Origin of the sequence: Alteromonas halophila, from assembly GCF_014651815.1 — a bacterium.
Lineage (GTDB): Bacteria > Pseudomonadota > Gammaproteobacteria > Enterobacterales > Alteromonadaceae > Alteromonas > Alteromonas halophila.
The window spans coordinates 51275-78028 of the sequence record NZ_BMXP01000006.1; the positions used below are offsets into that span (position 1 = coordinate 51275).

The window sequence follows — 26754 nt, forward strand, 5'->3', positions numbered from 1 at the left end:
TTATACAAAAAGAGCGCCTACGGCGCTCTATTTTATTCCTTCAGCGGTTTTTCCCGCCCGTTCAGGGCATCGATTAATGGCATTAAATGAATCTCGAAATTTTTCCACTGTGTCATACCCGAGCGATACAGCGGCTGGCGTACCTGTTCTGAGCTGGGCGTTTTAATGACCCGCTGCGTTTCATAAAACTTCAGGCACTGGTGCTCAAAATCAAGATTACAAAAATCCAGGATGCGCTGCACCTGACCTTCCAAATCATCTAACACATCTTCATGCTGCACTGTCAGGATCTCCCCCGGCAGAACGTTGTGCCAGTGATCCATCAATGACTCATAGGCCCGGTAATAACGGCCAATATCTGATAGCGTGTAACTAAACTCCTGCCCTTCACCAAACAGCTGTTTAAAGCCACTGAAACAACACGCCATCGGGTCGCGTCTGGCGTCGATTATTTTCGCATTCGGCAGGATCCGTTTGATAAGCCCGACATGAATAAAATTGTTCGGCATTTTATCGATGAAAAATGGCGCGCCCTGACGGTAATCGCGGGTTTGCTGAATGTACAGTTCTCCCAGCTTTCTGCAGTTTTCATCACTGAGTTCCGACAGGTTATACGGATAAGGGGTTTTGTGACCGCTGAGCCGCGAAGCAATACCCAGAATGTCATGCAATTCCATCGTGCCGTCGACCTGTGAATGTGAAGCCAGAATCTGCTCCAGCAAGGTCGAGCCAGCGCGAGGCAACCCGACAATAAAAATGGGATCAGGGGACGGGCAGCCGGCCTCTTTATTTTTAAACAACTCTGCCGTGCATGCCTGTTTCTGCGCCTGCATGGCGGCTTCGGTGCGCTCAATAGAAAACTGCAGCGTCTGACGCTTTAAGTGATTCCCCCGTTCATAGTGCTTAAACGCATCACGATAACGCTTTTTATCTTCATACGCTTTGCCCAGAGCGAAACACAGGTGCACCCGGTCATCCAGACTGGTGGAACTGCGCTTTTGGATATCACTCATGGTTGCAATGTCTTCCGCACTAAAAGTGTACGTTTTGGTGTTGGCCAGACTCCAGTACGCATCGCCAAAATCAGGCATATACTGTGCCGATTTTTTATAGGCATCAATAGCATTATCCAGTTCCCCTTTGGCCTTGTATGCATGGCCTAACGATAGCCAGGCTGCAGGGCGATCGGCAGATGACGCCAATAACGAACGATAGATGTCAATGGCTTCCTGAAGCTCCCCGACGCCAACCAGCGCGTTAGCCAGCGCCATCTGCACTGACGTATTGTCTGGCTGATTGTCACGCCGCTTTCTGGCAAATGCTGCGGCCTGCGGAAACTTCCCCAGTTTGGCCAGTAATGACTGATAGGCAACGGCCGCACGTTCATTGTCAGGATAGAGTTCAACACAGCTTTCCAGCAAAAACTCGGCATCATGATACACCTTCAGGCGCATGCCAATTTCGGCCAGCAGCATCATCGCTTCAGGATCATGGCGGTGTTGCTGCAAAAACTGCCGGCAAACCGCTTCGGCCTTATGTAGCTGGCCTTCATACATGAGGTCGTACGCGCCCAGCACCGGCGCCGGTAACCCTTCAAGGAAACTCAGATGCTGACGTGCCAGGGCCAGTGCATCGGCATTGCCCTGTGCCTGATACGTATTCAGCAATTGTTTCCAGGCCGGAACCAGTGCCGTATTAAAACGGGTGGCTTTATAGAAAGCACTGGCGGCGTCATTATTGTGGCCTAGCGCCTGATAGCAATAGCCCATTTCCTGATAGGCGCGGCCATAGTCAGGTCGCAGCTCGATTAATTTGGTTAAATCATCCAGCGCCGCCTGTGGCTGTCGGGTCAGACGGTGGATAACTGCCTGCATGTAGAGCAGCTCACCTTGCATTTCCTCGCCGGGTTGCTGGCCTGATGCCTTTGCAACAAGCGATAACGCCTGGTCAAACTGAGACTGGCCGATGGCCTGTTTGATTTGGTGTAAAGTCTGCTGGTCGTCTTTGGTCATTGTTAAATCTTTTTATCCCGTCTAAACAAAAAAACGGCAAGCCGTGAGGCCTGCCGTTTTTATCTGCTACGTCACGAACTTAATAGTAATCGTATGAAACACGAAGACCAATAGTTCTTGGACGGTTTGTTACTACCTTCGGTGTGAACTGTTGCGTATCGATGTTTAATACGGCGCGCTCATCAAACAGGTTGTCGACATACAGCTCCGCTTTCCAGACATCGTTAGTAACACCCACCGCAACGTTGGTAATCACGTAAGATTCCTGAATATACCGTCCGCCGCGAATGACACGGTTTTCAGAGTCAGTATAACTTGCGCCTTCATACACGGCAGCCTCATCCTGAATTGGCAGGCCAGAGCCTGTGCCGTAGATAAGCTGAGTGGCATCTTCCATCGCATAGGCATCCATTGCCATACCCGACAGACGGTCTCCGGTATAAGCCACTGACGCGTTTACGTAACCACGACGGCCTTCTTCCATTTCAAAGAAGTAGCGCGCGTTAATGTTACCCGAGAACTCGGCTGAGTAAGGAAGACGTGCGCCAACCCCTGGCGAAATGCCATCCAGCTCTTCATTAATTCTTGTCAGCTCTGTATCAATCCAGCTGAATGCTGAGTTGATTACCAGGTCATCCGTGGCAAGCCAGGTGATGTCCGCATCAATACCTTTAACTTCTGCATCACCCACGTTGTCGGTGAATACCAGGAAGCTGATATTGGTCGGGTCGAAACGCGATGTTTGCAGATCGGTGATTTCTGAATAGTAAGCCGTTGCGTTTACACGCACGATGCCATCCAGAAAGTCTCCTTTCAGACCCAGCTCATAGTTATCCAGGGTATCGGTAGTTGAGTACACCGGAATACGGAAGCCTTCAAATTTGCCTGACTGAATTTTCGCCTGACCACCACCAACGCGATTGGTTACCGGCGGACGGAAGCCTTCTGAATAGTTGGCGAAAAGCAATACATCATCAGTAACTTTCCAGTCCAGCGAGAACTTGAAAATAGTGTCGCTGACCGTCAGTACGCCATCAGAGTCAAGCTCTGACACGTCAAGCTGGCCACTTTCAACCGCTGCAAGTACCGCGTCAGGATCTTCCCCGACCGCGGCAAGTTCATCCGGATTTAGCGAACCGAACGCTTTTAACCGGCGTGATACGTCAACCGTAGAGGTCGAGCCTTTATACTCATCATCGATTTCATACCAGCGCGCACCGATGCTCGCAGTCACCGTGTCAGTGATGTCATATTCAAGCTGACCGAATACGGCAACTTGTTCAATGGTGTGCGTGATATCGTTAACAAAGCCAACTTCAGACGGGAAAGGACCGCCATCACTGTTGATACCTTCATTACCAACCAGCGTGCGCTCAAGATCGTTAAACAGCTCTGTGTTAGGGATCTTGAACTGGCCTACCGTGGCAATTTCCTGATTATCATAGAAAAGACCTGCAGTGACACGCCATGGTGTACCCATGGTAGTGTTGAAGCGCAGCTCGTGCGTATCACGAGTTGTGGTGGTGTCTTCACGCATGAATTTAGTTGGATCCAGACAGCGTTCATCTTCCGGGGCAACATCGGAGCCATAGTTACAAACATAGAACGCTGAGAACGCACCACCGTTTGTATAACCGGTATAGTCGGTCAGTGTATCGATTTCGCGATCCAGATAGCCACCGGTGTACACCACATCCAGTTTGTCCAGGCGCCCTTCCAGGGTCCAGGTTGTCAGACCAAACTCATCACGGTTTTCATCAGGCTGGAAGCGGTTTGTGGAGGTCTCACCCGCCAGGTTCGGATCGTAAGAGAACACCCCTTCGGTATTCAGAGTTTGCTGAGTATGCTGTACCAGCAGATCCCAATCCTCGTTAAAGATATACGACAGACCGAAGCGCGCGCCAGAGTAAGTCGCGTCATTGTGGTCGTCTTCTACCAGGTGATCATTGTTTGGTGAAACAACGGCCGCTTCATCCATGGTGTCAATGTCTGGATTTGTAATGCGGTTCGCGTCCATCCCAGCCGGGTCTGATAACACACCGCCTGATATACGGCTGATAACCTGCGCACTGCCAATATAACCACCCTCACCAGGTACGTTACGGATGTTATCGATCCAACCGCCCTGGAAATCGTTATAGGCAGCGACACGTACTGCCAGGTCGTCTGTCAGTGTCATGTTGAAGTAGGCTTCAACGGCGTTACTCATTTCACCGCCGCGAGTCGTGCTGATGTCAGCATCCATGCCCGCTTCGAAGCCAGAATGATTTGGCTTATTGGTTATCATCCGTACGGTACCCGCCTGAGAGCTGGCACCAAACAGGGTTCCCTGTGGTCCTGGCAGTACCTCTACGCGCTGAATATCTGTCGCGTATACGTCGAGGTTACGGCCTGCCATCGATACAGGCTGCTCGTCCAGATAGAATGCAACTGACGGCTGCAATGCCTGAACAGATGATAAATTAATGTTCGACTGGGTAGTCGCAGCACCACGAATGTAAATCTCATTCTGGCCAGGTCCGGTGCCCTGGAACACAACATTTGGTAAGAATTCGACGTATTCCTGGAAATTGTCTACGCCTAAATTTTCGAGTGCTTTGCCATCCAGCGCAGTCACTGAAACGGGAACATCCTGAATCGACTCAGTCCTTTTGGTCGCCGTGACTTCGATTGTTTCAATTTTGGCGTTTGAGGAGCTTTCCTGCGCGGCAGCGGGCGTCGCTGCCAAAGCCGCAACAATTGCACAGCTTAGCTGAGATTTTCGCATGGTGTGTGTTTCCTTTGATGTCCAACTAATTCTTTTTTGTTCGAATTTTTAATTACTTCAAATCCGACTTTTAGATCATATCGCACTGAATATATTTGTCACTACCATTACTGCTCTAATTATATTTCAAAGTATTTTCTACACGTTTTTCATGATCTCACTCAATATTAGCCTAGTTTTTAAGCGTAAATAGTTGCAATCACAAATAATTTCTACAAAAGTTTAATAAAACTGCACCGTGCGTTATATTTTGCCGTAACAGCAACAGGTCTAACTTTAAGAGGAAGCGATCTATCGTGAGCGAAGCGAAGCAAAAAACGCATCTTAACAAGCCGGTGTTTGGTACCGCATCCGTCCTTATAGTACTCATGCTGCTGTTTGCAGCGTCTGTCCCAGAAACAGCCGATTCCGTGTTTCAGGCTATGCAGTCGTCCATAGTAGATAACGGCAGCTGGTTTTATGTTTTTGTTGTAGCAGTCGTGCTTCTCTTCGTCATATATCTCGGTATGTCACGCTACGGTGAGATCAAACTTGGTCCCGACCATGCTTCACCACAGTTTAGCTTTGGTACCTGGTTGTCGATGCTGTTCGCGGCGGGTATGGGTATAGGTCTGATGTTCTTCGGTGTAGCCGAGCCTCTGATGCATTATCTGTCGCCACCAACCGCTGAGTCTGGCACGGTAGAGGCCGTGAAAGAGTCAATGAAAATGACCTTCTTCCACTGGGGCGTGCATGCCTGGGCAATTTATGCGGTGGTGGCACTGGTACTGGGTTACTTTGCCTATCGCCACAACTTACCCCTTACTCTGCGCTCTGCACTGTATCCCATGATTGGCGAGAAAATTTACGGCTGGCCCGGGCATATCGTCGATATTTTCGCTGTCACCTCAACGGTGTTTGGGGTGTCGACGTCCCTTGGTCTTGGCGCATCGCAAATCAACTCTGGCCTGAATTATCTGTTAGGGGTGCCAGAGTCGACCGGGGTACAAATATGGTTAATGGTCGGGGTTGTCGCGCTGGCAGTAGTGTCAGTCGCCACAGGTCTGGAGAAAGGCATCCGCCGGTTGTCCGAAACCAACATGATCCTTGCGTTACTGCTACTGCTGTTTATTCTCATCGCAGGGCCAACCGTATTTTTAATGCAGGCATATATGCAAAATACCGGGGCCTATCTGGCCGATCTGGTACGCAATACATTCAACCTTTTCGCCTATGAAAAGACCGACTGGATTGGTGGATGGACAATTTTTTATTGGGGCTGGTGGCTGGCATGGGCACCGTTTGTCGGCCTGTTTATCGCGCGTATTTCTTACGGTCGCACCATTCGTGAATTCGTTCTGGGTGTATTACTTATTCCGTCTGCGTTTACCTTGTTCTGGATGACCATTTTCGGGAACGCGGCAATAGATTTGGTGTTTTCCGGTGGGCAGGAGGCACTGGCAACCATGGTCGAGGACAATACCTCCGTGGCCCTGTTTGTGTTCCTTGAGCAGTTCCCGTTCGATACCTTTTTGAGCTTTGTGGCCGTAGTCATGATTATCGTCTTCTTTGTCACCTCCTGTGACTCGGGCGCCATGGTGGTCGATATGCTGTGTTCACACGGCGAAAACAATACACCATTGTGGCAGCGTGTGTACTGGGCGGTTGGTGTTGGTGTGGTAAGCGCCGTGCTGCTGTATGCAGGTGGTCTGAATGCACTGCAAACCATGACCATTGCCTCGGCGCTGCCCTTCGCGGTGGTGCTGATGATTGCGCTGTTTGGCTTACTTAAAGCATTGCGGGTGGAAGCGTATAAGCGCGAGAGCCTGCAAGTACTGGCCGGTTCACCGCAACACTCCGATATTGACAAAAACTGGCGGGATCGACTGGAAAATATCGTCAGCTTTCCCGACGAGGACGCGGTCTATCGGTTCATGCATAAAACTGCCCTTCCGGCATTGAACGAGGTGGCAGATGAATTTTCCAATCAGGGCTTTAGCACCAGCGTAGATGACGAAGACGGGATAGTCCGCTTAACCATTACCCTTGGCAGCGACCCAGACTTTGTGTTTGCGGTACACAGAACACAAGCCGACCACCCGGAATTCGTGTTTTCTGACAAAGACGGCGCGCCAGATAAACCGCCGGCGACCTACTATCGCGCAGAGGTCCACCTGTCAGAAGGCGGTCAGAACTATGACATTATGGGCTGGTCCAAAATATCAGTGATTAACGACGTTATTGATCACTATCATAAGCATCAGCATTTTATTCACCTGCTGAAATAGCGGTTCATAAAATACGTTGATAGACGGAAGTAAAATGGGAAAAGAAGAAGAACTTTTGGTAGCTCTGCGGCGCGTTATTCGCGCCGTAGACTTGCGCAGCAAGCAATTAAGCAAGCACTTTGGGTTAACCGGTCCGCAGTTGCTGGTGATGCAGAATATTCAGGAGAAGCCTGGTATTATGGTCAGAGAAATTGCTGATAACATTAATCTGAGTCCGGCTACAATTACCAATATTCTTGATCGCCTGGAAGCCCGCGATTTGGCCAAACGTATTCGCAGTACGACGGACAAACGTAAAGTTGGCGTATTTTTAACGGAACGTGGAAAGGCGGCGGTACAGGACTCGCCCCGCCCGCTGCAGGAGCACTTTGTGGATCGCTTTCATCAGTTAAAGGAATGGGAGCAAAGCCAGATGGTCGCTACCATGCAGCGTATTGCCACTATGATGGACGCTGAGGATATTGATGCCTCGCCGTTTTTGGAGCTTGGCAGTATTTCAGAGAAAAACTCGTAATCGCTATTGTTTTGTCGGCGGACTGACCCGGTTTGGGCGGCCGCCGGTTACTTTATCAGCCCTCCCCTCTTCTTTGGCTTTTTCAGCCCGGCGCTTTCTCACTTCTTTGGGATCGGCAATCAGCGGGCGATAAATTTCTACCCGGTCACCGTCTTTCAGCACATCAGTACGCTTTGCTGTGCGAGACCAGACGCCTACCTTCGCGTTGGCAATATCACTGTCGGGATACAGTTCTGCAATATTAGAGGCATCGATGGCTGATTCGACTGTCGCGCCTTCACGCAACATCACTTCCACTATCGATTGTCTGGTTGGCAGCGCAAATGCCACTTCAACCCGAATCATGCCTTTGCTCATGCGTAAACCTGTTTAGCCCGTTCGGTAAATGCCGCAACCATACTACTAGCCAGACTGCTGAAGACTTTGCCAAAGGCCATTTCTGCAAGCTTGCTGCTAAATTCAAACTCAAGCTTTAGCTCAATTTTACAGGCTGACTCAGATAAAGAGGAAAAGGTCCAGCCACCCTGTAGCTGGCGAAACGGCCCTTCAATTAACTGCATATCAATGCGTTTGCCGGTCGTCAGTTCATTATGGGTAGTAAACCATTGTTTAAGCCCAGCTTTAGCGACCAGCAGTGACGCCCGCATCGAGGTATCGTCCTGCTTCAGCACTTTGCTGTCTGCGCAGCCAGGCAAAAATTCTGGGTAGGCTTCAACATTGTTGACCAAATCAAACATGGCTTCGGCACTGTGCGCGACCAGCGCACTGCGTTGGATACTTGGCATTGATTTCCCGAACTATTTCTACGACAGCGGCGAGTGTACCACAGAAAAAGCGACGGGCTAATATTGCATGATGCGCTTGAAAGCGGGCTAAACAGCCTTATATCAGCCGGTAGACGTGATCTGCAATTGCATGAATACACTACGCAACTACAGACATTTTCTTAGGTATCAGTATAATAGCGGGCATGAAAAAAAATAAATCGTCAAAAGCATCGACCGGCACTATCGCGCTGAACAAAAAAGCACGCCACGACTACTTCCTTGAGGATAAGTACGAGGCAGGTATGGCGTTACAGGGCTGGGAAATCAAAAGTATCCGCGAAGGTAAGGTGAACATTACCGATGCCTACGTCATCATTCAAAATGGTGAAGCTCTGTTGGTAGGCAGTCGTATTTCACCATTAACGCAGGCGTCAACGCACGTAATAAGCGAGCCGGAACGGGCGCGCAAACTGCTGCTGAATAAGCGTGAAATCGACAGACTGATGGGGGCCCGTGATCGCCAGGGGTATTCCATTGTGGCTACTGCCATGTACTGGAAAAAGTGCTGGGTAAAACTAGAAATTCATCTGGCCAAAGGTAAGCTTACTCACGATAAACGCGATACAGTGAAGGATCGTGACTGGAAGCGCCAGAAAGAACGGGTAATGAAGCACAGCGTATAATTAACCGCTGTGCTGTTTCTGCCCTTGGGCAAGATAGCGTTTGGTCAGTTTTCTGCGCTGCAGCATATCCAGAATAAGACTCCACCATGATGTGGGGGCACGCAACGTAGTAAGATCATTACCCAATCGCCGCAACTGTCGCCTGACCGTTGCCATATTTGCCAGCCCAGCCAGGGTCTTGTCCCGCCACTGGCATGCCGGAATATAGCCCGCATAAGTCCAGTTTTTACGCCATTTTTGCGCCAAATCCGGCGTGGTGGCAAGTGCGCTGGCCAGGCCAACCATGGTACAGCCCTGTTCAATCACCTGCTCGGCAACATCAGCCCGGCGGATCCCACCCGTTGTCATTACCGGCATCTCTGTGTGTGCGACCATTTTGCGGGCAAATGATAAGAAATACGCTTCGCGGGCAAGGCGTGACTCGTCAGCCGTATTACCCTGCATCGCCGGTGACTCATAGCTGCCACCGGATAACTCGACCATGTCGACGCCAAGTGCCTGAAGGCGTTCAACAACGGCAAGTGCGTCACTGAACTCAAACCCGCCACGCTGAAAATCGGCGCTGTTCAGCTTCACCATGACAATAAAATCGCGCGGGCACACTGCCCGGATCTGACTGATTACGTTGATAAGCAATCGCGCCCGGTTCATCAGCGAACCGCCCCACTCGTCCTGTCGCTGATTAGTCAGCGGCGATAAAAACTGGGTGAGCAAATAACCATGCGCTGCGTGTATTTCCACGCCATCAAAGCCCGCCTGCATTGCCTGTTTTGCACTGGCAACAAAACGCTGACAGACATCGTGAATATCTTCGCAGGTCATCGCCTTTGGCGTTGCAAACAACTTGGAGTGACGGCCCATAGACAAGGGTACGGCGGACGGTGCCAGGGCCTTACCCTGCATCGCCTTAAACACCTGTCGGCCGGGATGATTAAGCTGCATAACAGCAAGTGCGCCTTGCGACTTGATAATGCTTGCCCAGCGCTTAAACGGTGCAAGCGGTGTGTTAGCTTCCAGCGCAACTCCGCCAGGTCCGGTCATGGCCTGTTTATCAATCATCACATTGCCGGTAATGATCATACCAAGCCCGCCATGCGCCCAGTACCGATAAAGGCTGTAAAGTGCCTCACCCGGCAACGCACCGTCGGCCGCCATATTTTCTTCCATGGCAGCCTTCACAATCCGGTTTACAGCAGTTTTTCCGCCAGCAAAACTAAATGGCGAATAAAGAACGGAATCTTCGTGCATAGTGTCCATACAGAAAAGCAAAAATACCGCGCTACTGTAATAGACCTTGATGACAAATTCATCCTCAGATTAGCCTTCCTGCAATCCAGGGCCAATCTTTATGCCTCATTCGCGCCAAACATTGACATCTTGCCACTTGCAGTCTCTGGTTTTTCGGCGGCATTTTCATATAGTCCTGCAATGTGGGCCCTGATAACGCTTACCAGTGAGGTGCTATCGCAATAATTCTCAAAATACCTGCAGACGGTCCTGGGCTATACGGTAGCTGTAATGCACGGTAATGAAATTAAGGCCATGTCATTATGAAACATTTCATTAGATGGCCCCTTGATATGTGGCAAAATAACCATATCTATTTGATTGGTAAAAAGTGACGCTTTGCCAGACGCTTCTAAACTGACTGACGTTGTTTATAAGCTTCGTGCCGTTCGTGACTATTTGTGCGTAGCAAAAAGCACGATGTAACAAGTGAGTCCGTAAAGAGGCAGATGATAACGTCCATTCCTTAAGCAACCGAAGTAATCGCTGGTTGTGTGGGATTTATTAAGCGAGTAGAATGGCTTAAGTAATTCGTCGCCGGTTAAGCATTATCAGGTGGCGCAACCTGGAAACAGGTTTCCTCGGGGCTGATTAGGATTCGACAGGATCTAGGAAGCTGGAGGTGCATGCAGAGGTGCGGATTGCCTCTTAAAAAATCCGCTTTAAATAGTCGCAAACGACGAAAACTACGCACTAGCCGCTTAAAAACCGGTATAGGCCCTTCCACCACAGCTTTGTTTGCTAGCGTGGATTCGGAAGGTCATATAAGCAAACTAGCGAGGGAAACTCTCCTGAGGTTGAACCGCGAAATAGTATCAGGACCGCTATTAGGAATCCTGTTTGCCGGAGTCCGAAATAGTTAAATAAAAGACAAACTAAGCATGTAGTACCAAAAGTAGACATTTTCTGGACGCGGGTTCAAATCCCGCCAGCTCCACCAAACAACATACCCTGTGCCGCAAGGCATGGGGTTTTCTTTTTTGTAAGTAGCTCTCCCCTAAGCAAAACACAGTTGTTCGTAGTTATCTGCCATGTTTAGTGCAGCAGGCGACACTGAAAAAACTACGCTTTAACCGAATCACAAATCATCGCTGTGCTGAAATGAGTTTATATTGCGTAAGGCTCATATAGAGCGCTGTCATCACATTATCCGCACCTTCCTTAACGAAAAACGCTTGAGAACTGCATCATTAACGAAGACGTCGACGTTATTTCTGGTATAACTATATGTTGAACAACATTGGCTTAGGGCACATGTATGAACTACGAGTTAGAGGACGTAATCGATAACCTGAAGTATAGCGATATTCGCCCGAGTGAAATTCATGGGAACGGACTATTCGCAACAGACTCCATCCCTGAGGATACAGAACTTGGTCAACTGGATGGTCAGCTCATCCCGGAGACGCTTCATCATAAAATGCAGTTAACGCTGGAATGGAATGCAATTGAAGAAAACGTATTACTCGTCAGGCCTTACAGAACGAAATACAGTTATATCAATCATTCCCGCACGCCAAACCTCAAACTTGTCGGCATTCCATTACGGGTAATCACTACACGAGCTGTGAAAAGTGGAGAAGAGTTTACACTTGATTACCGGGAAGAAAAGCTCTCGAAAGAATATATAGATACAAAAGGAAAGTACTATTTATGATTGCCAAACAATTTCTTTTATGCTCTGTAGACATAAAAGAGAAAGGAGTCTGGGCCGAACTAGTAAATAGCTCAGAATCAATGGAAGAAAAAGATGTAGCGACACAGGAATGGCATCTTCGGAAGCAACAAAACGTTAATTTCTGTAAGCATGTTGTGAAGGAGGAAATGCAGTACAGGGACGCATTAGAAAAATCAAGAAACCTGGATCTTTTATGGAACGAGAATGTCGAAACCTGCGTTGATTTAAACAAATCATTCGCTGGATTTGATATTGTGAAACGAGAAACATCGTTAGTTGTTGATTATCATGGTAACTTCCTGTTCGTAATTTGTTATACGATTTCTTATCAGGACCTTAGTGTAAAGGAACTCGCCAAAGAAATTTTTAAGAATAGAGAGATCACTACCAACCTGGGCGATTCAGAGTGGCTTTACGCCTTTCAAGACCTCGTTAAAGAGGAGGTCTGCAAGTATGTTCATGCGATAACAAAGCAAACTAAGCTTCACAGTGACAACGTAATTCTTAATAATGACGCTGCGTTCCCTTTGTTGTTTGCGGACAGCGTTCAGGATGAAGATTTATCAGAACTTTTTCGTAATGAGGAAAGCTCTGAGCAACTAGCGAAAGGAAATGCCTTATCTGCTGACTTTACCAATTCATTTTTTCACGTTGGATGGAACTATACGCTGGCAGTTAATTTTCCCTATGATGTTCAGGAAAATGTTTTCGCTTTAATGACGAAAATGCAAATGAGCTATTACAAGTTTCGTTATTACAAAGAATATTTTAATGAAGTCTTCACAGACATATTGAAAAACTCAGAGGCAATCGACTCTCAAAGAGTAGACTTTTTTGACAAATTAAAATTGAACTACAAGGTCTTTTTAGCTAATTACTTCAAGTTTAAGTATGGGCTTTATCCAAAATACTGCCAGGTTATGGAAGGTGTTGAAAGACTATGGAACATAGACAAGGATACAGAGCTTTTAGAGAAAACATTCGAAGCGCAATCTGAATTTGTTAACAAGAAATACTCTGAAGCAAACCAGCGGCTGAATGACAAACAGAATCAAGCTTTAAACATTATCGCGCTATTACAGGTAGCGGCTTTTGTGAGTGTAATTTATGATTCTTTGGCATTTGAAGAGAAGTGGCCAAATGAATTCTACACCGTCCTGTCACTCATAAGCATTTCTGTAATTGCTGTCATTTCTTTGTACGTAAGTTTTGGATTAATCAGAAAAAGTAGAAAGAAATAAAGTATAAAGCGGCATATATGCAGTATTCGAAAAGGCTGTTTAACAGGTCTTACAAAAGCTCATTCCCGAAGCAGTTCTGATAAATGACAGCAGGCGGTATGTTTCGTCCCTGACTCAATGAGCCTTTGCAGACTTTCTTTTTAATACCTATTTTGAACCCTGCCAACAAAAAAAAGCCGCTTACCTCGCGGTAAACGGCTTCAGTCATAAACTCACTGGCTGTTTATTTTTTACTGCGGCGACGAAGTGCCAGTGCACCAAAGCCCATAACGAACAGCAATGCTGAAGCAGGCGCCGGAACCTGAGAATAACCAATGGCAGCCGTTCCCTGAACCGGGCTTGAACTGTCATAAATACCCAGACGGTATGTACCCGCATCCAGCCATGAGAACAACATTTCTCCAGGTTCATAGGCAACGTTGGCATTCGACCCTGTTGCACCACTTAAGGAAATCAGATTGCAGCCGCCATTAGTGCCTGAGATTGCAGTTTGCGCACTATGGCAAAATGTCGTGTCATTGGTCAGTCGCGTGAAACTTGTTCCATCAATAATGTCCAGCGTGAACCCCGTGACATCAGAGGCGTTGCCGCTGCTCAGGAACGAGTCCAGCGAAAGAGAAAACTGAGAGTTACTGGTGAAAAGCACACTCAGTGTGACCGGCGTACCCTGCCAGTCAAAAATAAACTGATTCGCATCAAGCGTAACAGACGCATTAGTCGAACCATAATCTTCCATGGTTGACGATATAATCGCGCCCTGAGCCAGGCCAGACACACCCAGCATAAATAAAGCAAGTATTCGGAATGACATATACTTCATATAAATCCCTTTTTAAGTCTTTTATTACAACGAAACTGGCTTTGGTATAAAAAGCCATCTTTTATTATCCACCATGGCTTCATGCAAAAACCAACCCAACTTATATATACCCACAAATATCAAATACTTAACGAGAATCTTTCTATAAAATCATCCTTATTTGTAAAAAATACTGACAGTATGACGCGCACTTATCATGCGTAGCTGAAGAAAAAATAAACGACCAGGTAAGTCGGCGACATACGTCAAACACGTACTGGCAAACGTTCAGGTGTACTGACGAGCCGGCGTCTGAAAGCGCAGACGTTTTCGCTTGCTGGCACAGTGAAGCTTCAGTAAAACGCTGTCTGCGAATACTGTAAAGTGTTGTAGGAGTGCAGGTAACACTGTGGGTGCCCGTGAAACAGTGCGGGGTATACACGTCACCTTAGTCAGGCGTAAAGAGCGGTAATACCATGCCGCCCTCCCCGCAGACAGCGGCAATGACTCACCAGCTAAAGCTTTCCTTTCGTCTTAACAGCCCGCGATGTCGGTTTTTCAGCAACTGGCACTATCTGTGCTACTACTATCTGCGCTACAGAGAATCTGTGCAAAAACTCCTCAACAAATGCACAAGCAGACTTATATTGCGCTTAAAACTCATCTCTCACTTTATTCAGGAGGCTATGTATGGAATCGGTAAGTGGTATAGGCAGGTTTACGCAAATCGACCCTGTCAGAAAAAACGCGACGCCCGAGCCCAACAAGGTATTTGAACTGGACAAGCTTGCAAATAAGGTTGAACCGCAGACAATAACCAATGACAGCACCGCTCTGCAGCAACAGCCTGGTCCCACGGTTACACCAAATAATAGCAGCGACATTGCTAAAATCGTGAACTCACAGGCGTCGTCGGTTAACCAGACTTACGGCCCTGACGCAGATCAGCGCAACGCCACACCGGGGTCGATTTTTACAACCCGCGCATAGTAAAGACCGGTATTTTCGACTGTCAGAAGTATGCCCGGTGGAGTGCCAGAGTGCATACCTTCGATGGCAGTCGTAATACCAAAGCCAGCCTCGCCTGACGGTACAAAACTGTTTATTTTTCAACCGTCATCGCGTACGGTAAATATTACTCTTCCAACTCACTGCTCAGGGAATGCAGCGTGTTACGACCACTCTTTTTACTGTTATTGCTCGTCAGCGCCACGGCTAACGCGGGCGACTGTGACACGCCGCTGGTTGTTGCCTACAACGGAGACTGGGGGCCCTACTTTTACAGCTACGGTCACGAGCAGTACGACGGCACAGACTATGAGTTGCTGCGCGACGTTGCGAATGCAATGGGCTGTGATCTGGCGGTATTGCCCATGAATGAAGTCCGCTCGTCCATCGAGCTGGAAAAAGGCAGTTACGATGTTTCTCTGGGCGCCACTTATACCAAAGAACGGCAACAAAGCTTTCATTTTTCGACGCCGTACCGTGATGAGCAAATCGGGCTGGTAATTTCCGCTGAAGCTGGGCACACGCCGGAAACCACCCTTGCCGATATACTGAGCAAGGGTGGAAAAGTCGGCATCAATATGTCCGGCTATTTTGGCAGCACGGTAGCGTTGCTTAAGGAGCAGTATCCCTCACAGTTTATTCACGAGTTTTCGCTTACAAAACGTGTCAGTCTGCTTTCACAAAAGACCGTCGACGCTATTGTCGATGATCGCCTGGCGCTATGTCTGGAACTGAGAAACGTGCCTTCTTTTTCAGCCATGCAGGAACGACAGAGCAGCAGTCAGGCCATGATCCTGAGCAACGAAATTCTCCATCACGATGCTATTCACTTTATGTTTAGTAAGCACACCACCGCTGCGGCTTTTGTCACCAGATTTAATAAACACTTATCGCAACAGCTCCAACACCAGGCCTCGGCGCCCGTCTGCCCCTGGGATGCATCCTAATCAGAGCGCTTAAAAGCACTCTGCGCTCGATGCCTTAAAGTAACACTATAAACTTTATTTAATCTTCTGAGGTAGAAAGCAGCGAGCCGTTCACAGAAGTGGGAAGTGCGTGTGAAAGACAGTGTCAGTGAAATATTAGGTAACCTGGATAACGATATTCAGGGTGAAAAGCTGAGTTTTGGCGAGCTGGTTGGCAAGTTTGAGGATCGCGGGTTTGGCCCACTGCTCCTTATTCCGTCACTGCTTGCCTTCCTGCCAACCGGCGCCATCCCCGGTGTCCCGTCATTGTGTGGTATCACGATTTTTCTGATTTGTATTCAGGTTGCCGTGAATAAAGACCATCCCTGGCTTCCCAAACGGCTTAAGCAGCAGGCTATTTCCCGCGAAAAGATTTTAACCGGCGTCGACAAGGCGCAGCCTTACGTTTCAAAGGTCGAGCATTACCTTCGTCCACGTGCCAGATGGTTAAGTTCAGCGCCACTGAAAAACCTTATTGCCATCTATTGCGGAGCCGCTGCGCTGTGCATGATCCCCCTGGAACTGTTACCGTTTGCCGCTGCCCTGCCTAGTTTTGCGCTGGCCATTACCGCGATTGGTATGACCAACCGTGATGGCTTGTTTATTGGTATCGGCATTGTGCTGCAACTTGGCACCGTGTATCTGGTAATGCAAGCTATGAATAGCCTGTAAGGCGTGCTTTTATATTCGCGCGTACTAAAAATGACCGGCAGACAAAAACTATAAACTTTTTTTAATCAATACCGGTATCAAGCAACGTGTAGCGAAAACAGCAGAGTAATTCTTTGAGACAACGAATCAGCGCAATGCTCGACAACCTTGGCGAAGAACTGACCGAAGACGACTTGCGATTTGGAGATTTGGTCAGGCGCTTTGAAAACCGGGGCTTTGGGCCACTGTTGCTGGTACCTGCGCTGATTACGCTGCTCCCCACCGGGGCCATACCCGGCGTTGCCTCGATGTGTGCAGTCACGCTTTTTATTCTGTGTATTCAGGTGGCTCTGGGCCGTCACAGCCCGTGGATACCCAAACGTCTGCAAAACCAGTCCATCCCAAAAGAAAAGCTGCTGACAGGCGTCGGCCATGCCCAGCCGTATATTTACCGGATGGAAAAACTGTTCCGCCCTCGGGGGATCTTTTTATCCGTTTCACCGGGTAAAAACCTGGTCGCGGTGTACTGCGGTGTCGCTGCGCTATGTATGATACCGCTGGAATTCGTTCCGTTTGCCGTTACCCTGCCCAGTCTGGCACTGGCTATTACCGCCATTGGCATGGCCAATCATGACGGGTTATTTATTTTTATCGGTATGATGCTGCAACTAGGCACAGCCTACCTGGTTGTGACAACACTTATTCTGTAGTGCGTTTTGCTGCCTGTACCAGGCGCTGCCATTCGTTGTCATTCACCGGCATGACAGACAAGCGATGGCCTTTTTTAACAAGCCCTACTTCAACAATATCGGGCATGGCTTTGATGGTTTTAAGCGGTAAAACTTCAGCAAACTTTTCTACAAACTTCACATCAACACGGTACCAGCGCGGTGACGCTTCGGAGGCTTTAGGATCGTAGTACGGGCTGTTGCTGTCAAACTGTACCGGGTCTGGGTACCCTTCCCTGACGACCTCTGCTATACCCGCAATACCCACCTGTTTACAGCTTGAATGGTAAATAAATACCTTGTCGCCGACCTGCACCTCATCGCGTAGAAAATTGCGCGCCTGATAGTTGCGAACGCCTTCCCAGGGCTCGGTCTGTCCGGACCGCGCGCGTAAGTCATCAATACTGAAGGTGTCAGGCTCAGTTTTAAACAGCCAGTTAGCCACAGGCTTTTCTCCTTTTCGGCATCAGGCGTACAGTGTATCAAAGGCGCCCTGCTGAACAATTAATGTGAGCTATTTTCGAAGCTCTGCTACACTACGCGCGATTTCTCCGCTATGTGAATGTTATGCACGCCACTATCAAAGCCGAACGCGGCCTTTTTTCTTACCCAAAATACTGGCCCCACTGCCTGGGCACCGCCCCCTTTTTACCCATGTCCCGGGAGGAAATGAATCAACTGGGCTGGGACAGCTGCGATGTTATTCTGGTCACCGGTGATGCCTATGTGGATCACCCCAGTTTTGGCATGGCCGTAGTAGGCCGGGTACTTGAAGCACACGGCTTTCGCGTGGGGATCATCAGCCAGCCGGACTGGACCAGCAAAGACGATTTCATGAAGCTGGGTAAACCCAACCTGTACTTTGGTGTGACCGCCGGCAACATGGACTCCATGATCAACCGCTACACTGCAGACAAAAAACTTCGTCATGACGACGCCTACACTCCAGGCAATGTAGGCGGTAAACGGCCAGATCGCGCAGTCACCGTCTATTCACAACGTTGCCGTGAAGCGTTTAAGGGCGTGCCTGTGATCTTAGGCGGTATTGAAGCCAGTCTGCGACGCATTGCTCACTATGATTACTGGAGCGAAAAAGTCAGACGTTATGTGCTGTTTGACGCAAAAGCCGACCTTTTGATGTTTGGCAATGCCGAACGCCCATTAGTCGAAATCACGCACCGGCTGGCTGCGGGAGAGGACATCAAAGACATTCACGATGTTCGCGGCACAGCGCTTATTGTCAAACAGGCGCTGCCTGAATGGCAGGGTGTCGATTCGACTTCGCTGGACAGACCGGGAAAAATCGACCCAATCCCCAGTCCGTATCAGGAACAACCCGACTGCGACAAAGCGGATCAATCCGGCAACGCCGATGATGGCAAACCTCAAGCCATCGTGGTACAGCCTGATAGTCGACGTAAACCCTGGGAAAATGTGTATGTAAAACTGCCTGCATTTGAAACCGTACGCGATAACAAAATGCTGTACGCCCATACGTCGCGTATTTTACACCAGGAAACCAATCCGGGCTGTGCCCGGGCGCTGATGCAGCGTCATGGCGACCGTCACTTGTGGGTTAATCCGCCGGCAATGCCGCTGGAAACCGAAGAAATGGATGCCGTATTTGATCTGCCCTATCAGCGGGTACCGCACCCAGCCTATGGCGATGCCAAAATTCCTGCCTACGACATGATCCGCTTCAGTGTGAATATTATGCGAGGCTGTTACGGTGGCTGCACATTCTGCTCAATTACCGAGCATGAAGGCCGGATCATTCAAAGCCGGTCTGAAGACTCAATCATTCGCGAAATTGAACAAATTCGCGATACGGTGCCCGGCTTTACCGGTGTTATCTCTGACCTGGGTGGCCCAACCGCAAACATGTACCGGCTGCGTTGTCAGAGCAAAAAAGCCGAAGCGACCTGCCGTCGCCCATCCTGTGTGTACCCCAGCATTTGTGCGCATATGGATACCGATCATAAACCCACTATCGATTTGTATCGTCGCGCCCGTGAACTGCCTGGGATCAAAAAAATCCTGATTGCTTCGGGTGTACGCTACGATCTCGCGGTGGAAGATCCGGACTATGTAAAAGAACTAGCCCTGCATCACGTGGGGGGTTACCTGAAAATTGCCCCCGAACATACCGAAGACGGGCCCTTGTCAAAAATGCTTAAGCCCGGCATGGGCAGCTATTACCGGTTCAAGGAACTGTTTGACCAATATTCGCAGGAAGCCGGTAAGAAGCAATACCTTATTCCTTATTTCATTGCTTCGCACCCGGGCACGACCGATGAAGATATGCTGAACCTGGCGATCTGGCTGAAGGAAAATAAATTTAAACTGGATCAGGTACAGAATTTCTATCCGTCGCCAATGGCGACCGCGACAACCATGTACCATACCGAAGTCGACGCCACCCGAAAGGTGAAAAAAGACAGTGACAGTGTGCCCTCGGCGAAAGGTGAAATACACCGGCGCCTGCACAAAGCTATGCTGCGCTACCACGATCCGAAGAACTTTGCACAGATCCGCGAGGCGCTGAAAAAAATGGGGCGCGAGGATTTAATTGGTCGCGGGCCACACCATCTGGTGCCACCACAAAGCGCAGACGAAAAGCGCCAGCAGGCACGTAAGGCAAAAGGCGGCGAAAAAGCATTAAGCAAGCATACCGGGCTTCCGCCCAACTTTCAGCGTCGGGGCAAACAAAACAGTAAGCCTGGACGCTCGTCCGGCAAGCCGTCAGCGGTAAAGCCAACTGCCAAGCGATGACAATGTGTGGCCGTCTTGCGCGGCCCCTGCGTCACTTAGCGTCAGGCTTTGGCGGCACTGCATTATTTTTGCTGTGCCATTTAAACACAACAAATACCAAAGGGCTGTCACCGGTATTTTTGACACCATGCGCATCCCATGGCGCAGCGTACAGCATGTCTCCGGCACTGGCGCTGAACGTCTCGCCCTCGACACTCCACTCGCCCTGCCCCTGCGTAATAAGCAAATATTCTTCATCTGCATGCTGATGTGGCGGATGGATCTGCTGGCCGGGCTCGATCACTGCCATACCGGTCAGTGTTTTATCAACACCGTAGGACGAGCCGGTAAAATAGCTGTAAAAGGCCCAGCCATCGCCTTTCTCTACTTCAGCCTCCGCCTGAGAGATAACCCCAGTCTCGATTGTTTCAGCCTGCGCAGAAATGCTCAGCAACGCCAGGCATAGTGTGCTTACCTTTATTACTTGGCTCATGGTTTTCACCGTTGTCAGACAGATTACTTTGCGCCCCTGCCAGTAAACGTTGCAGGGGCGTATCAAGGCCCGTTCAGGGTGTGCTGTTTTGCGCCTGTATTGCCGCAAAACTTTGATAATCTCTGGCCTTCAGCGCCTTTCTGCAACTCCAGATAACAAACACCAGCAAGGGAATATTCACCTGCAGCGCAGCCAGCGTCAGACTGTCACTGGTGTGCAGTACACTATAGCTGATCAGCAGGACAAGTACACTGGCACCGGCGATGGCCAGCCATACCGGCTTAGACAATCCTCTGAGTGCCACAGCAAATACCAGATTGAGTATCATCAATCCCCAGAAGCAGGCAACAAGCGACACGTCACTGACCATGCCAGCCAGCGCAGTCAGCCCAAGCGCGCTGATGCTTCCCCATACCGTGGCATGCCACAGGCGCGTCAGAACGGGAGGAAAGGCTTTCTTCGCCAACCAGATGTCTATGCCACTGACACACAATACGGTCAGCATTACTCCCAGCACAAAATACAGCAGTTTACCGGGAATACCGGCAAAATCGCCGAAGTGCAGCCGGTACATCGAATAAATTAACTGTTTGCCCCAGTGACCGTCTTTGTAGCCGGCATTGCCCAGAAAATTTCCCTGCGTATCGAAGCGATAATTCTCGGAATAAATCATCTTACCGGGTACCTGGGTGTAAATTTCAATCAATTGAGCCGGGCTGTTAACGTCATGAACGGTAATAAATATAGGGGGCTGGTCAGGTGCCAGTGTCTCTAACTGAGCCACCGCTTTTTGCAGATTTGGCGTCGCTACCGGCTGCGTCAGTTCAGGCTCAGGCGTAAATACCGTTTCCACTGCTGCCTGCCTGTTACCATCAAAATACAGTTGTGACATTAGCAGGATGATGAGACCGGCCATACCAAAATACGTGCCGGTAACCCCGATCATAAGGTGAAACGGCGCAGCCCACAGCCCGAAGCGGTTATGCAGGTCAATCTTATACTGCTGACGGTTACCACCACGGCGCAGCGTGAAGGCATCTTTTTTAATGCGTTTATGCGCTATTATGCCGGTCACAACCAGTGTACAGATAATTGCCCCGAGTGCACTGACCAGGATCATGCCCCAGCTATGCGGCAGATTAAGATACAAGTGAAGATCAACCAGCATCTTAGTGAACGGCGAACGCTCTTTTTCAATCAGATTGCCGTCGCTGTCTGCAAAATAGGCGACATCATCGTTTTCAACCACCAAACGCGGGATCCCGGAGGTAGGAAAAACAACGAACTCATGCTCGGTGGCCTCAGGATGACGTGCGCGGAACGCGGCCATCGCCTTTTCCACGGTTGCCGGGTCTACCTGCTCCATTTCTTCAATACCAGGCTGTTCCCAGCGCTCAAATTCTTTATGAAACACAGCCAGCGTGCCAGACAGGCACACAAGAAACAGCAATATGCCTAAAAACACACCGACCCAGCTATGGGCATTAAGTGCCGCTTGTTTAGTTGCTTTCTCCATATTAATTCAGTCCTGGCAGGTACAGTAAAAGCAGTGTGCTTATCACACTTAAACTCAGATAGATCAGCAGCGCCTTGCCCTTCGCTCCTGTCGCAAAATAATGGTAAGCCAGCAAGCCCCAAAGCAGAGGCTGCAATACAACGCCGGTTGCCAGCTGTCCGGTATCAGCAAAAGGCAGACGCAGACTAAACGCCATTGCCGTCAGCAGGCTGGTGATCATTAACCCGGGCAGTGCCACCAGGGTATGGCCTAAATGAGTGGCGGTTTGCCTTGCCGTTACTTTTATCTGTCGGGGTGATGGCTGGTTTTTAGGTGCAGGCAGGCGGCTTTGGTTGAGGCCGATAAATGGCCATACCAGCAGACCGGGTAAACACAAGGCGTACACCAGACCGAACTCCCAGCCCTGACTGTATGACCAGAGTACACAGGAGACAATAAAAAGTGCGATGCTCAGATACAGAAACGCCGGCGCCTGCTGGCGCCAGCTTCTGTAAAGGCTCGCAATAGCCGCCAGGGATATCCCTGACGCAAGGAGAAGCGATACCATGTTTTACTCCGGTTAAAAAGCGTAGGTCACGCTGGCATTAACCGTACGGCTCAGGCCCGGGAAACAATCGCCTCGGGCCAGACAGGAAGTCAGGTACTCCTTGTCGGTCACATTACGTACGTTTAACTGCAAATCCAGGTTATCATTAAGCGTATACCCTACCATGATATCTCCCAGCGTATAGTCTGGCGTTTCATAGCGTACGGTGGCATTTTCAGATACACTTTCGCCCACATAACGCACACCGCCGCCCAGGCGCAGACCTGCAACCTGCCGCGGTGACCAGGTCAGCCACAGTGAAGCATTACTATCAGGTTGCGCTGACAGTCTGTAGCCATTGGGATCTTCAGCATCAATGGTAGATGCAGCAAACTGAGCGGTGACAGTACCCAGATCGACACGTCCCTCCAGTTCAAACCCGCTTAATGTGGATTTACCCTGTTGCTGTGCGGCTTCTGCAGGCAGGCTGTTTGGATTTGGCAGGTTGGAAATTTCAATATCATAATAGGCCAGCGTCAGGTAACCTGGCACCGCCTGCATTTCATATTTCAGACCCGCTTCGTACTGCCTGGCTTCTTCCGGATCAAGCTGCTCGCCCGTGCGGGTAACGCCCACCACAGTTTCAAAGGATTCAGCATAGCTGACATACGGTGAGAAGCCATTGCCCAGCTGATACAGCACGCCAGCTGAATACGAGGTCTGAGAGTCTTCCTGCGTACTGCTGCCATTATCATTGTCAACCCGATCATGGCGCAGACCCAGTGTGAATCGCCAGTTATCAATACTGATATGATCAGAAAGATACAGCCCGGTGTCCTTCACTGTTTGCTCAGGCTGGTCGTTGTACATAGCATCAAAGACGCTTTGCTCAGGTGCGCCGGGATACTGAGGATTGGCCAGATCCAACGCGTAGTCAAAGTCTCCGGAAAGGGCGCCACCACCAAAATAATAGGCGGAGTTGGCATCTGTATCGACATTCTGATATTGCGCGCCTGCCAACACTTCGTGTTCCAGTGCGCCAGTGGTGAAGGCTTTCATCAGGCGTACATCAAACGCATGCTGATTAAAGGTATTATCTGCCTGATAAAAGGTTCGGGGGGCTACCGTGTCTGAGGCAACGACCTGCTGGCCAATATAGGCATTTAAGTAACGTGAGCCACCGGTAAAGGTGGGCCAGGCCTGATGATAGTCCGCTTCGCCATCACGCCATAGTGCGGTGAATGACAGAGAGGTCGAGGCGTTGAAGATATGTTCACCCAGTACCGTGACCTGGTTTGACTGAGTATCAAACTTATTAAAGCCGGGTTCACCGGCATACACATTCTGATCCGGAAGATAGCTACCATCAGACAGCGGTTCGAGCGTCCCTTCAACGGGAATAAACTGTGCGGCGGTATCACTTTCTGTATCCTGAAACAAACCAATGACAGTGAGTGTTGTATTGTCCGTTGGCATGTATGTCATCGACGGCATCAGGACTTTGGTATCATCGGTTACATAGTCAACCTGGGTGTCGGCGTCACGGTAAACACCAACAAAGCGCCCCAGCACGCTGCCGTCTTCGCTCAGTGCACCGTTTATGTCGACATTCGCCTGAGCGCGGCTGAACGTCCCGTATTGCAGCATCACTTCACTGCCCTGTCCGGCTTTGGGCGTTTTAGACACGTAATTCATAATTCCGCCCGGAGACCCCTGCCCGTATAACACGGAAGCCGGACCTTTCAGCAGTTCGACCTGCTCCATCGTATACACTTCTGCACGGGTTGAATTATAGCTGCCAAACAATTCCTGAATAGAGTCGCGATAGCGGGGGATGCTCAAGCCTCGTGACGATACCGAATCGACACGCGTTGCAAACCCATAGGTTTCGCCTGTAACACCGGCCATATAGGTCGCAGTCTGAGACAGGTTGAGCGCACCCTTGGTACGAATATCCAGATCTGTTTCAATTGATAATGTTCGCGCCAGTTCAACAATAGGAGTATTGGTTTTAGTCGCCCCAAACGGGCTGCGTTTACCAACAATTTCTACTTTTTCAATGGCTTTTTCGTCGGCGTCCTTGTCAGATTGCGCGTTGGCAGGCAAAGCGATCGCAGCAGTAATGGCTGCACTTAACAGAGTTTTTCCGAAAGTCATAGTGTGCGTTTTTCGTTTGTTGTTGAGTCATCGCACTGTACTCTACCAAACACAAACACAATTGTTAATAGTAATTGTTATCATTTGCGCATCTTAATTGATGATTAATAACCTTTGTCATTTTTCTTAACGCACCCTAAGGCGATGCCTTGTACCTTTATATCAGGATGTACGCTTACGCTCTAAAGTTGATGATGTTGCCGTAAAATAACCCTGTTTATGGCAAGGTATTTTAAGACGGAGCGTCACCTACAAAAAAGCCAGCTCTAAACTGAGCTGGCTTTTTTCAGTCACCTTCGGATTCAGGCCGCCTGTGTTTCTTCCTCAGGCTCTGCCACTTCATGACTGAGCAGATATTCAAACGCTGCCAGGGAGGCTTTCGAGCCCTCACCCATCGACACAACAATCTGCTTGTACGGCACTGTTGTCACATCACCAGCGGCAAAAATTCCTGGCTCAGACGTATGACATTTCTCGTCAATAATAATTTCACCGTATTGCGACAGTTCAACCACGTCTTTCACGAACTGGCTGTTCGGCACCAGACCAATCTGAACAAAGACCCCTGCAACCTCGACGGTATGCTGTTTGTTGGTGGCCCTGTCCTGATACTCAATGGCGTTGACTTTACCGTCCTCTGCCAGGATCTGGCTGGTTGCGGCGTTTTTGATAATGGTAATATTATCACGCTTTTCAGCCTGCTCGATAAGGACCTTATCGGCTTTCAGGTCAGGCATAAACTCAAATACCGTAACCGACTTAACAATACCGGCAAGGTCAAGCGCCGCTTCAATACCTGAGTTACCGCCTCCGATTACGGCGACATCTTTGCCTTTAAAGAACGGCCCGTCACAGTGTGGACAATACGCCACCCCATTGCCGACGTTCTCTCTTTCACCGGGCACGCCCAGTTCCCGCCAGCGCGCACCCGTTGCCAGGATCACTGACCGGCTGCGGATCTCTTCGCCAGAGCTGAGCGTAATTGTTTTCACATTACCCTGTTCGATATTATCGACCCGAACGTGCTCTTTAAGCGTGATGTCATAATCGTTCATGTGTTCCATCAGATTGCCAACCAGTTCCGGTCCGGTCGTTTTTGGAACAGAAATCAGGTTTTCAATGCCCATCGTGTCTTTTACCTGACCGCCAAAGCGATCAGCAACTACTGTCACTTTAAGACCTTTACGGGCGCTGTAGATTGCCGACGCCACACCAGCAGGGCCGCCGCCAATGACCGTCACGTCCTGCATTGGCAGTGACTGGCCTTTGTTTGCTTCTTTAAGAGAAGGATCATGTTCAATCAGTTTATCAATCAGCATGGCCGCATCGACCTTGCCGTTAGCGAACAGCTCACCATTCAGGTAGACACTTGGTACACCCTGTATGTCCCGTTCTTCCACCACATTCTGATACAGTCCACCATCGATCATTTCGGTGGTGATGTTGGGATTCAGTAACGCAAACTGATTCAGCGCCTGCACAACATCCGGACAATTGTGGCAGCTTAAACTGATAAAGACTTCAAAGTTCAGCTCGTCTTTTACGCCTTCAACGATCCCGCGAAGACTTTCATCAATTTTCAGTTCGGTCCCTGACGCGTGCAATAATGCAAGCACCAGAGAGTTAAATTCATGTCCACCAGGAATGCCTGAGAATCGGATCCCGGTATCCTGTCCATCAGCTTCCAGCAGGAAGCTGACCGCACTGCGCAGCAGTCCGTCTGTGTCACGCTCCTCCACCTTAATTTTATCGCTGACACCTGCAATGTCGGACAGAAACGACACAAGCTCTTCACGCTTGCTATGCTCACCGGTCTGTACGACAAAGGTTACGGTTTTCTGCATCGATTCAGCATAGCCTTTCAATGCCTGTAATATTTCTTTAGTTAACACGGTTATTCTGCCTTTTCATCGAGATTCAGGAAAAGAGAGTGGCAGCTGCCAC

22 protein-coding genes and 1 other RNA gene are annotated in these 26754 nt (G+C 49.4%); 11 read left to right on the forward strand and 12 right to left on the reverse strand.

Annotation, left to right across the window (positions count from 1 at the left end):
* Positions 1-32: 32 nt before the first annotated feature.
* Positions 33-2012, reverse strand: coding sequence for a tetratricopeptide repeat-containing sulfotransferase family protein (locus IE054_RS12205; RefSeq protein WP_189406745.1), 1980 nt, complete (start codon positions 2010-2012; stop codon positions 33-35).
* Between the two features lie 79 nt (positions 2013-2091).
* Positions 2092-4779 carry a TonB-dependent receptor gene (locus tag IE054_RS12210; RefSeq protein WP_189406746.1) on the reverse strand — a complete coding sequence of 896 codons (2688 nt, stop codon included), beginning with the start codon at positions 4777-4779 and terminating at the stop codon, positions 2092-2094.
* Positions 4780-5075: 296 nt separating this feature from the next.
* On the opposite strand from IE054_RS12210, the gene IE054_RS12215 reads away from it, so the two are divergent.
* Both IE054_RS12215 and IE054_RS12220 read left to right on the forward strand, forming a co-directional pair.
* The gene (locus tag IE054_RS12215; RefSeq protein ID WP_189406748.1) at positions 5076-7046 is read left to right on the forward strand and encodes a BCCT family transporter; all 1971 of its coding nucleotides are present in this window, start codon (positions 5076-5078) and stop codon (positions 7044-7046) included.
* A gap of 34 nt (positions 7047-7080) precedes the next feature.
* Positions 7081-7560, forward strand: a complete 480-nt coding sequence (locus IE054_RS12220; RefSeq protein ID WP_189406749.1) for a MarR family winged helix-turn-helix transcriptional regulator — start codon at positions 7081-7083, stop codon at positions 7558-7560.
* Between the two features lie 3 nt (positions 7561-7563).
* Here IE054_RS12220 and IE054_RS12225 read toward each other — a convergent pair whose 3' ends face one another.
* The gene (locus tag IE054_RS12225; protein WP_189406750.1) at positions 7564-7917 is read right to left on the reverse strand and encodes an RnfH family protein; all 354 of its coding nucleotides are present in this window, start codon (positions 7915-7917) and stop codon (positions 7564-7566) included.
* The gene (locus IE054_RS12230; RefSeq protein ID WP_189406752.1) at positions 7914-8345 is read right to left on the reverse strand and encodes a type II toxin-antitoxin system RatA family toxin; all 432 of its coding nucleotides are present in this window, start codon (positions 8343-8345) and stop codon (positions 7914-7916) included. Before IE054_RS12230 ends, IE054_RS12225 begins: the two co-directional genes overlap by 4 nt.
* A 185-nt stretch (positions 8346-8530) precedes the next feature.
* Here IE054_RS12230 and smpB point away from each other — a divergent pair, with 185 nt between their 5' ends.
* On the forward strand, positions 8531-9010 hold the full coding sequence (gene smpB / locus IE054_RS12235) for an SsrA-binding protein SmpB (protein ID WP_189406753.1): 480 nt from the start codon (positions 8531-8533) through the stop codon (positions 9008-9010).
* Here the strand turns inward: smpB and IE054_RS12240 are convergent, their stop codons facing one another.
* Positions 9011-10258 (reverse strand): NADH:flavin oxidoreductase/NADH oxidase family protein, encoded by a 1248-nt coding sequence (locus IE054_RS12240; RefSeq protein ID WP_189406755.1) that lies wholly within the window; start codon positions 10256-10258, stop codon positions 9011-9013.
* A gap of 622 nt (positions 10259-10880) precedes the next feature.
* Between IE054_RS12240 and ssrA the strand changes: the two genes are divergently transcribed.
* The 3 genes from ssrA to IE054_RS12255 all read left to right on the forward strand — a co-directional run bounded on the left by ssrA (position 10881) and on the right by IE054_RS12255 (position 13216).
* Positions 10881-11237, forward strand: a transfer-messenger RNA (tmRNA) gene (ssrA, locus tag IE054_RS12245).
* Positions 11238-11555: 318 nt separating this feature from the next.
* Positions 11556-11954: an SET domain-containing protein-lysine N-methyltransferase gene (locus IE054_RS12250; protein WP_189406756.1), complete on the forward strand. Its 399-nt coding sequence runs from the start codon at positions 11556-11558 to the stop codon at positions 11952-11954.
* Positions 11951-13216 carry a hypothetical protein gene (locus IE054_RS12255; protein ID WP_189406757.1) on the forward strand — a complete coding sequence of 422 codons (1266 nt, stop codon included), beginning with the start codon at positions 11951-11953 and terminating at the stop codon, positions 13214-13216. Before IE054_RS12250 ends, IE054_RS12255 begins: the two co-directional genes overlap by 4 nt.
* 223 nt (positions 13217-13439) lie before the next feature.
* Here the strand turns inward: IE054_RS12255 and IE054_RS12260 are convergent, their stop codons facing one another.
* On the reverse strand, positions 13440-14036 hold the full coding sequence (locus IE054_RS12260; protein ID WP_189406758.1) for a PEP-CTERM sorting domain-containing protein: 597 nt from the start codon (positions 14034-14036) through the stop codon (positions 13440-13442).
* A 669-nt stretch (positions 14037-14705) separates the two neighbouring features.
* Here IE054_RS12260 and IE054_RS12265 point away from each other — a divergent pair.
* The 4 genes from IE054_RS12265 to IE054_RS12280 all read left to right on the forward strand — a co-directional run bounded on the left by IE054_RS12265 (position 14706) and on the right by IE054_RS12280 (position 17349).
* Positions 14706-15005 carry a hypothetical protein gene (locus tag IE054_RS12265; protein ID WP_189406759.1) on the forward strand — a complete coding sequence of 100 codons (300 nt, stop codon included), beginning with the start codon at positions 14706-14708 and terminating at the stop codon, positions 15003-15005.
* A 179-nt stretch (positions 15006-15184) separates the two neighbouring features.
* Complete coding sequence (locus IE054_RS12270) at positions 15185-15970, forward strand: substrate-binding periplasmic protein (RefSeq protein ID WP_189406760.1); 786 nt, start codon at positions 15185-15187, stop codon at positions 15968-15970.
* Positions 15971-16081: 111 nt separating this feature from the next.
* On the forward strand, positions 16082-16660 hold the full coding sequence (locus IE054_RS12275) for an exopolysaccharide biosynthesis protein (RefSeq protein ID WP_189406761.1): 579 nt from the start codon (positions 16082-16084) through the stop codon (positions 16658-16660).
* 113 nt (positions 16661-16773) lie between these two features.
* Complete coding sequence (locus tag IE054_RS12280; RefSeq protein WP_229805123.1) at positions 16774-17349, forward strand: exopolysaccharide biosynthesis protein; 576 nt, start codon at positions 16774-16776, stop codon at positions 17347-17349.
* On the opposite strand, the gene IE054_RS12285 is transcribed toward IE054_RS12280, so the two are convergent.
* Positions 17339-17812 (reverse strand): EVE domain-containing protein, encoded by a 474-nt coding sequence (locus tag IE054_RS12285; protein WP_189406762.1) that lies wholly within the window; start codon positions 17810-17812, stop codon positions 17339-17341. The two genes, IE054_RS12280 and IE054_RS12285, sit on opposite strands and share 11 nt — an antisense overlap.
* Before the next feature lie 122 nt (positions 17813-17934).
* Between IE054_RS12285 and IE054_RS12290 the strand changes: the two genes are divergently transcribed.
* On the forward strand, positions 17935-20139 hold the full coding sequence (locus IE054_RS12290; RefSeq protein ID WP_189406763.1) for a YgiQ family radical SAM protein: 2205 nt from the start codon (positions 17935-17937) through the stop codon (positions 20137-20139).
* 31 nt (positions 20140-20170) lie between these two features.
* Here the strand turns inward: IE054_RS12290 and IE054_RS12295 are convergent, their stop codons facing one another.
* The 5 genes from IE054_RS12295 to ahpF all read right to left on the reverse strand — a co-directional run bounded on the left by IE054_RS12295 (position 20171) and on the right by ahpF (position 26702).
* On the reverse strand, positions 20171-20611 hold the full coding sequence (locus tag IE054_RS12295) for a cupin domain-containing protein (RefSeq protein ID WP_189406765.1): 441 nt from the start codon (positions 20609-20611) through the stop codon (positions 20171-20173).
* A gap of 73 nt (positions 20612-20684) precedes the next feature.
* Entirely contained in the window at positions 20685-22127 is a 1443-nt protein-coding gene (locus IE054_RS12300; protein ID WP_189406766.1) for a PepSY-associated TM helix domain-containing protein, read from the reverse strand.
* 1 nt (position 22128) lies between these two features.
* A complete protein-coding gene (locus tag IE054_RS12305; protein ID WP_189406767.1) occupies positions 22129-22674 on the reverse strand; it encodes a hypothetical protein in 546 nt (181 codons plus the stop codon).
* A 12-nt stretch (positions 22675-22686) separates the two neighbouring features.
* Positions 22687-24810 (reverse strand): TonB-dependent siderophore receptor, encoded by a 2124-nt coding sequence (locus IE054_RS12310; protein ID WP_189406768.1) that lies wholly within the window; start codon positions 24808-24810, stop codon positions 22687-22689.
* Positions 24811-25112: 302 nt separating this feature from the next.
* Positions 25113-26702, reverse strand: a complete 1590-nt coding sequence (gene ahpF / locus IE054_RS12315) for an alkyl hydroperoxide reductase subunit F (RefSeq protein ID WP_189406770.1) — start codon at positions 26700-26702, stop codon at positions 25113-25115.
* Positions 26703-26754 lie beyond the last annotated feature (52 nt).

What these genes read in the sequence shown, in the direction of transcription:
- IE054_RS12205 (WP_189406745.1), bottom strand. Translation starts at nt 2,012, where the DNA reads ATGACCAAAGACGACCAGCAGACTTTACACCAAATCAAACAGGCCATC.
- IE054_RS12210 (WP_189406746.1), bottom strand. Translation starts at nt 4,779, where the DNA reads ATGCGAAAATCTCAGCTAAGCTGTGCAATTGTTGCGGCTTTGGCAGCG.
- IE054_RS12220 (WP_189406749.1), top strand. Translation starts at nt 7,081, where the DNA reads ATGGGAAAAGAAGAAGAACTTTTGGTAGCTCTGCGGCGCGTTATTCGC.
- IE054_RS12225 (WP_189406750.1), bottom strand. Translation starts at nt 7,917, where the DNA reads ATGAGCAAAGGCATGATTCGGGTTGAAGTGGCATTTGCGCTGCCAACC.
- IE054_RS12230 (WP_189406752.1), bottom strand. Translation starts at nt 8,345, where the DNA reads ATGCCAAGTATCCAACGCAGTGCGCTGGTCGCGCACAGTGCCGAAGCC.
- smpB (WP_189406753.1), top strand. Translation starts at nt 8,531, where the DNA reads ATGAAAAAAAATAAATCGTCAAAAGCATCGACCGGCACTATCGCGCTG.
- IE054_RS12240 (WP_189406755.1), bottom strand. Translation starts at nt 10,258, where the DNA reads ATGCACGAAGATTCCGTTCTTTATTCGCCATTTAGTTTTGCTGGCGGA.
- IE054_RS12250 (WP_189406756.1), top strand. Translation starts at nt 11,556, where the DNA reads ATGAACTACGAGTTAGAGGACGTAATCGATAACCTGAAGTATAGCGAT.
- IE054_RS12255 (WP_189406757.1), top strand. Translation starts at nt 11,951, where the DNA reads ATGATTGCCAAACAATTTCTTTTATGCTCTGTAGACATAAAAGAGAAA.
- IE054_RS12260 (WP_189406758.1), bottom strand. Translation starts at nt 14,036, where the DNA reads ATGAAGTATATGTCATTCCGAATACTTGCTTTATTTATGCTGGGTGTG.
- IE054_RS12265 (WP_189406759.1), top strand. Translation starts at nt 14,706, where the DNA reads ATGGAATCGGTAAGTGGTATAGGCAGGTTTACGCAAATCGACCCTGTC.
- IE054_RS12290 (WP_189406763.1), top strand. Translation starts at nt 17,935, where the DNA reads ATGCACGCCACTATCAAAGCCGAACGCGGCCTTTTTTCTTACCCAAAA.
- IE054_RS12295 (WP_189406765.1), bottom strand. Translation starts at nt 20,611, where the DNA reads ATGAGCCAAGTAATAAAGGTAAGCACACTATGCCTGGCGTTGCTGAGC.
- IE054_RS12300 (WP_189406766.1), bottom strand. Translation starts at nt 22,127, where the DNA reads ATGGAGAAAGCAACTAAACAAGCGGCACTTAATGCCCATAGCTGGGTC.
- IE054_RS12305 (WP_189406767.1), bottom strand. Translation starts at nt 22,674, where the DNA reads ATGGTATCGCTTCTCCTTGCGTCAGGGATATCCCTGGCGGCTATTGCG.
- IE054_RS12310 (WP_189406768.1), bottom strand. Translation starts at nt 24,810, where the DNA reads ATGACTTTCGGAAAAACTCTGTTAAGTGCAGCCATTACTGCTGCGATC.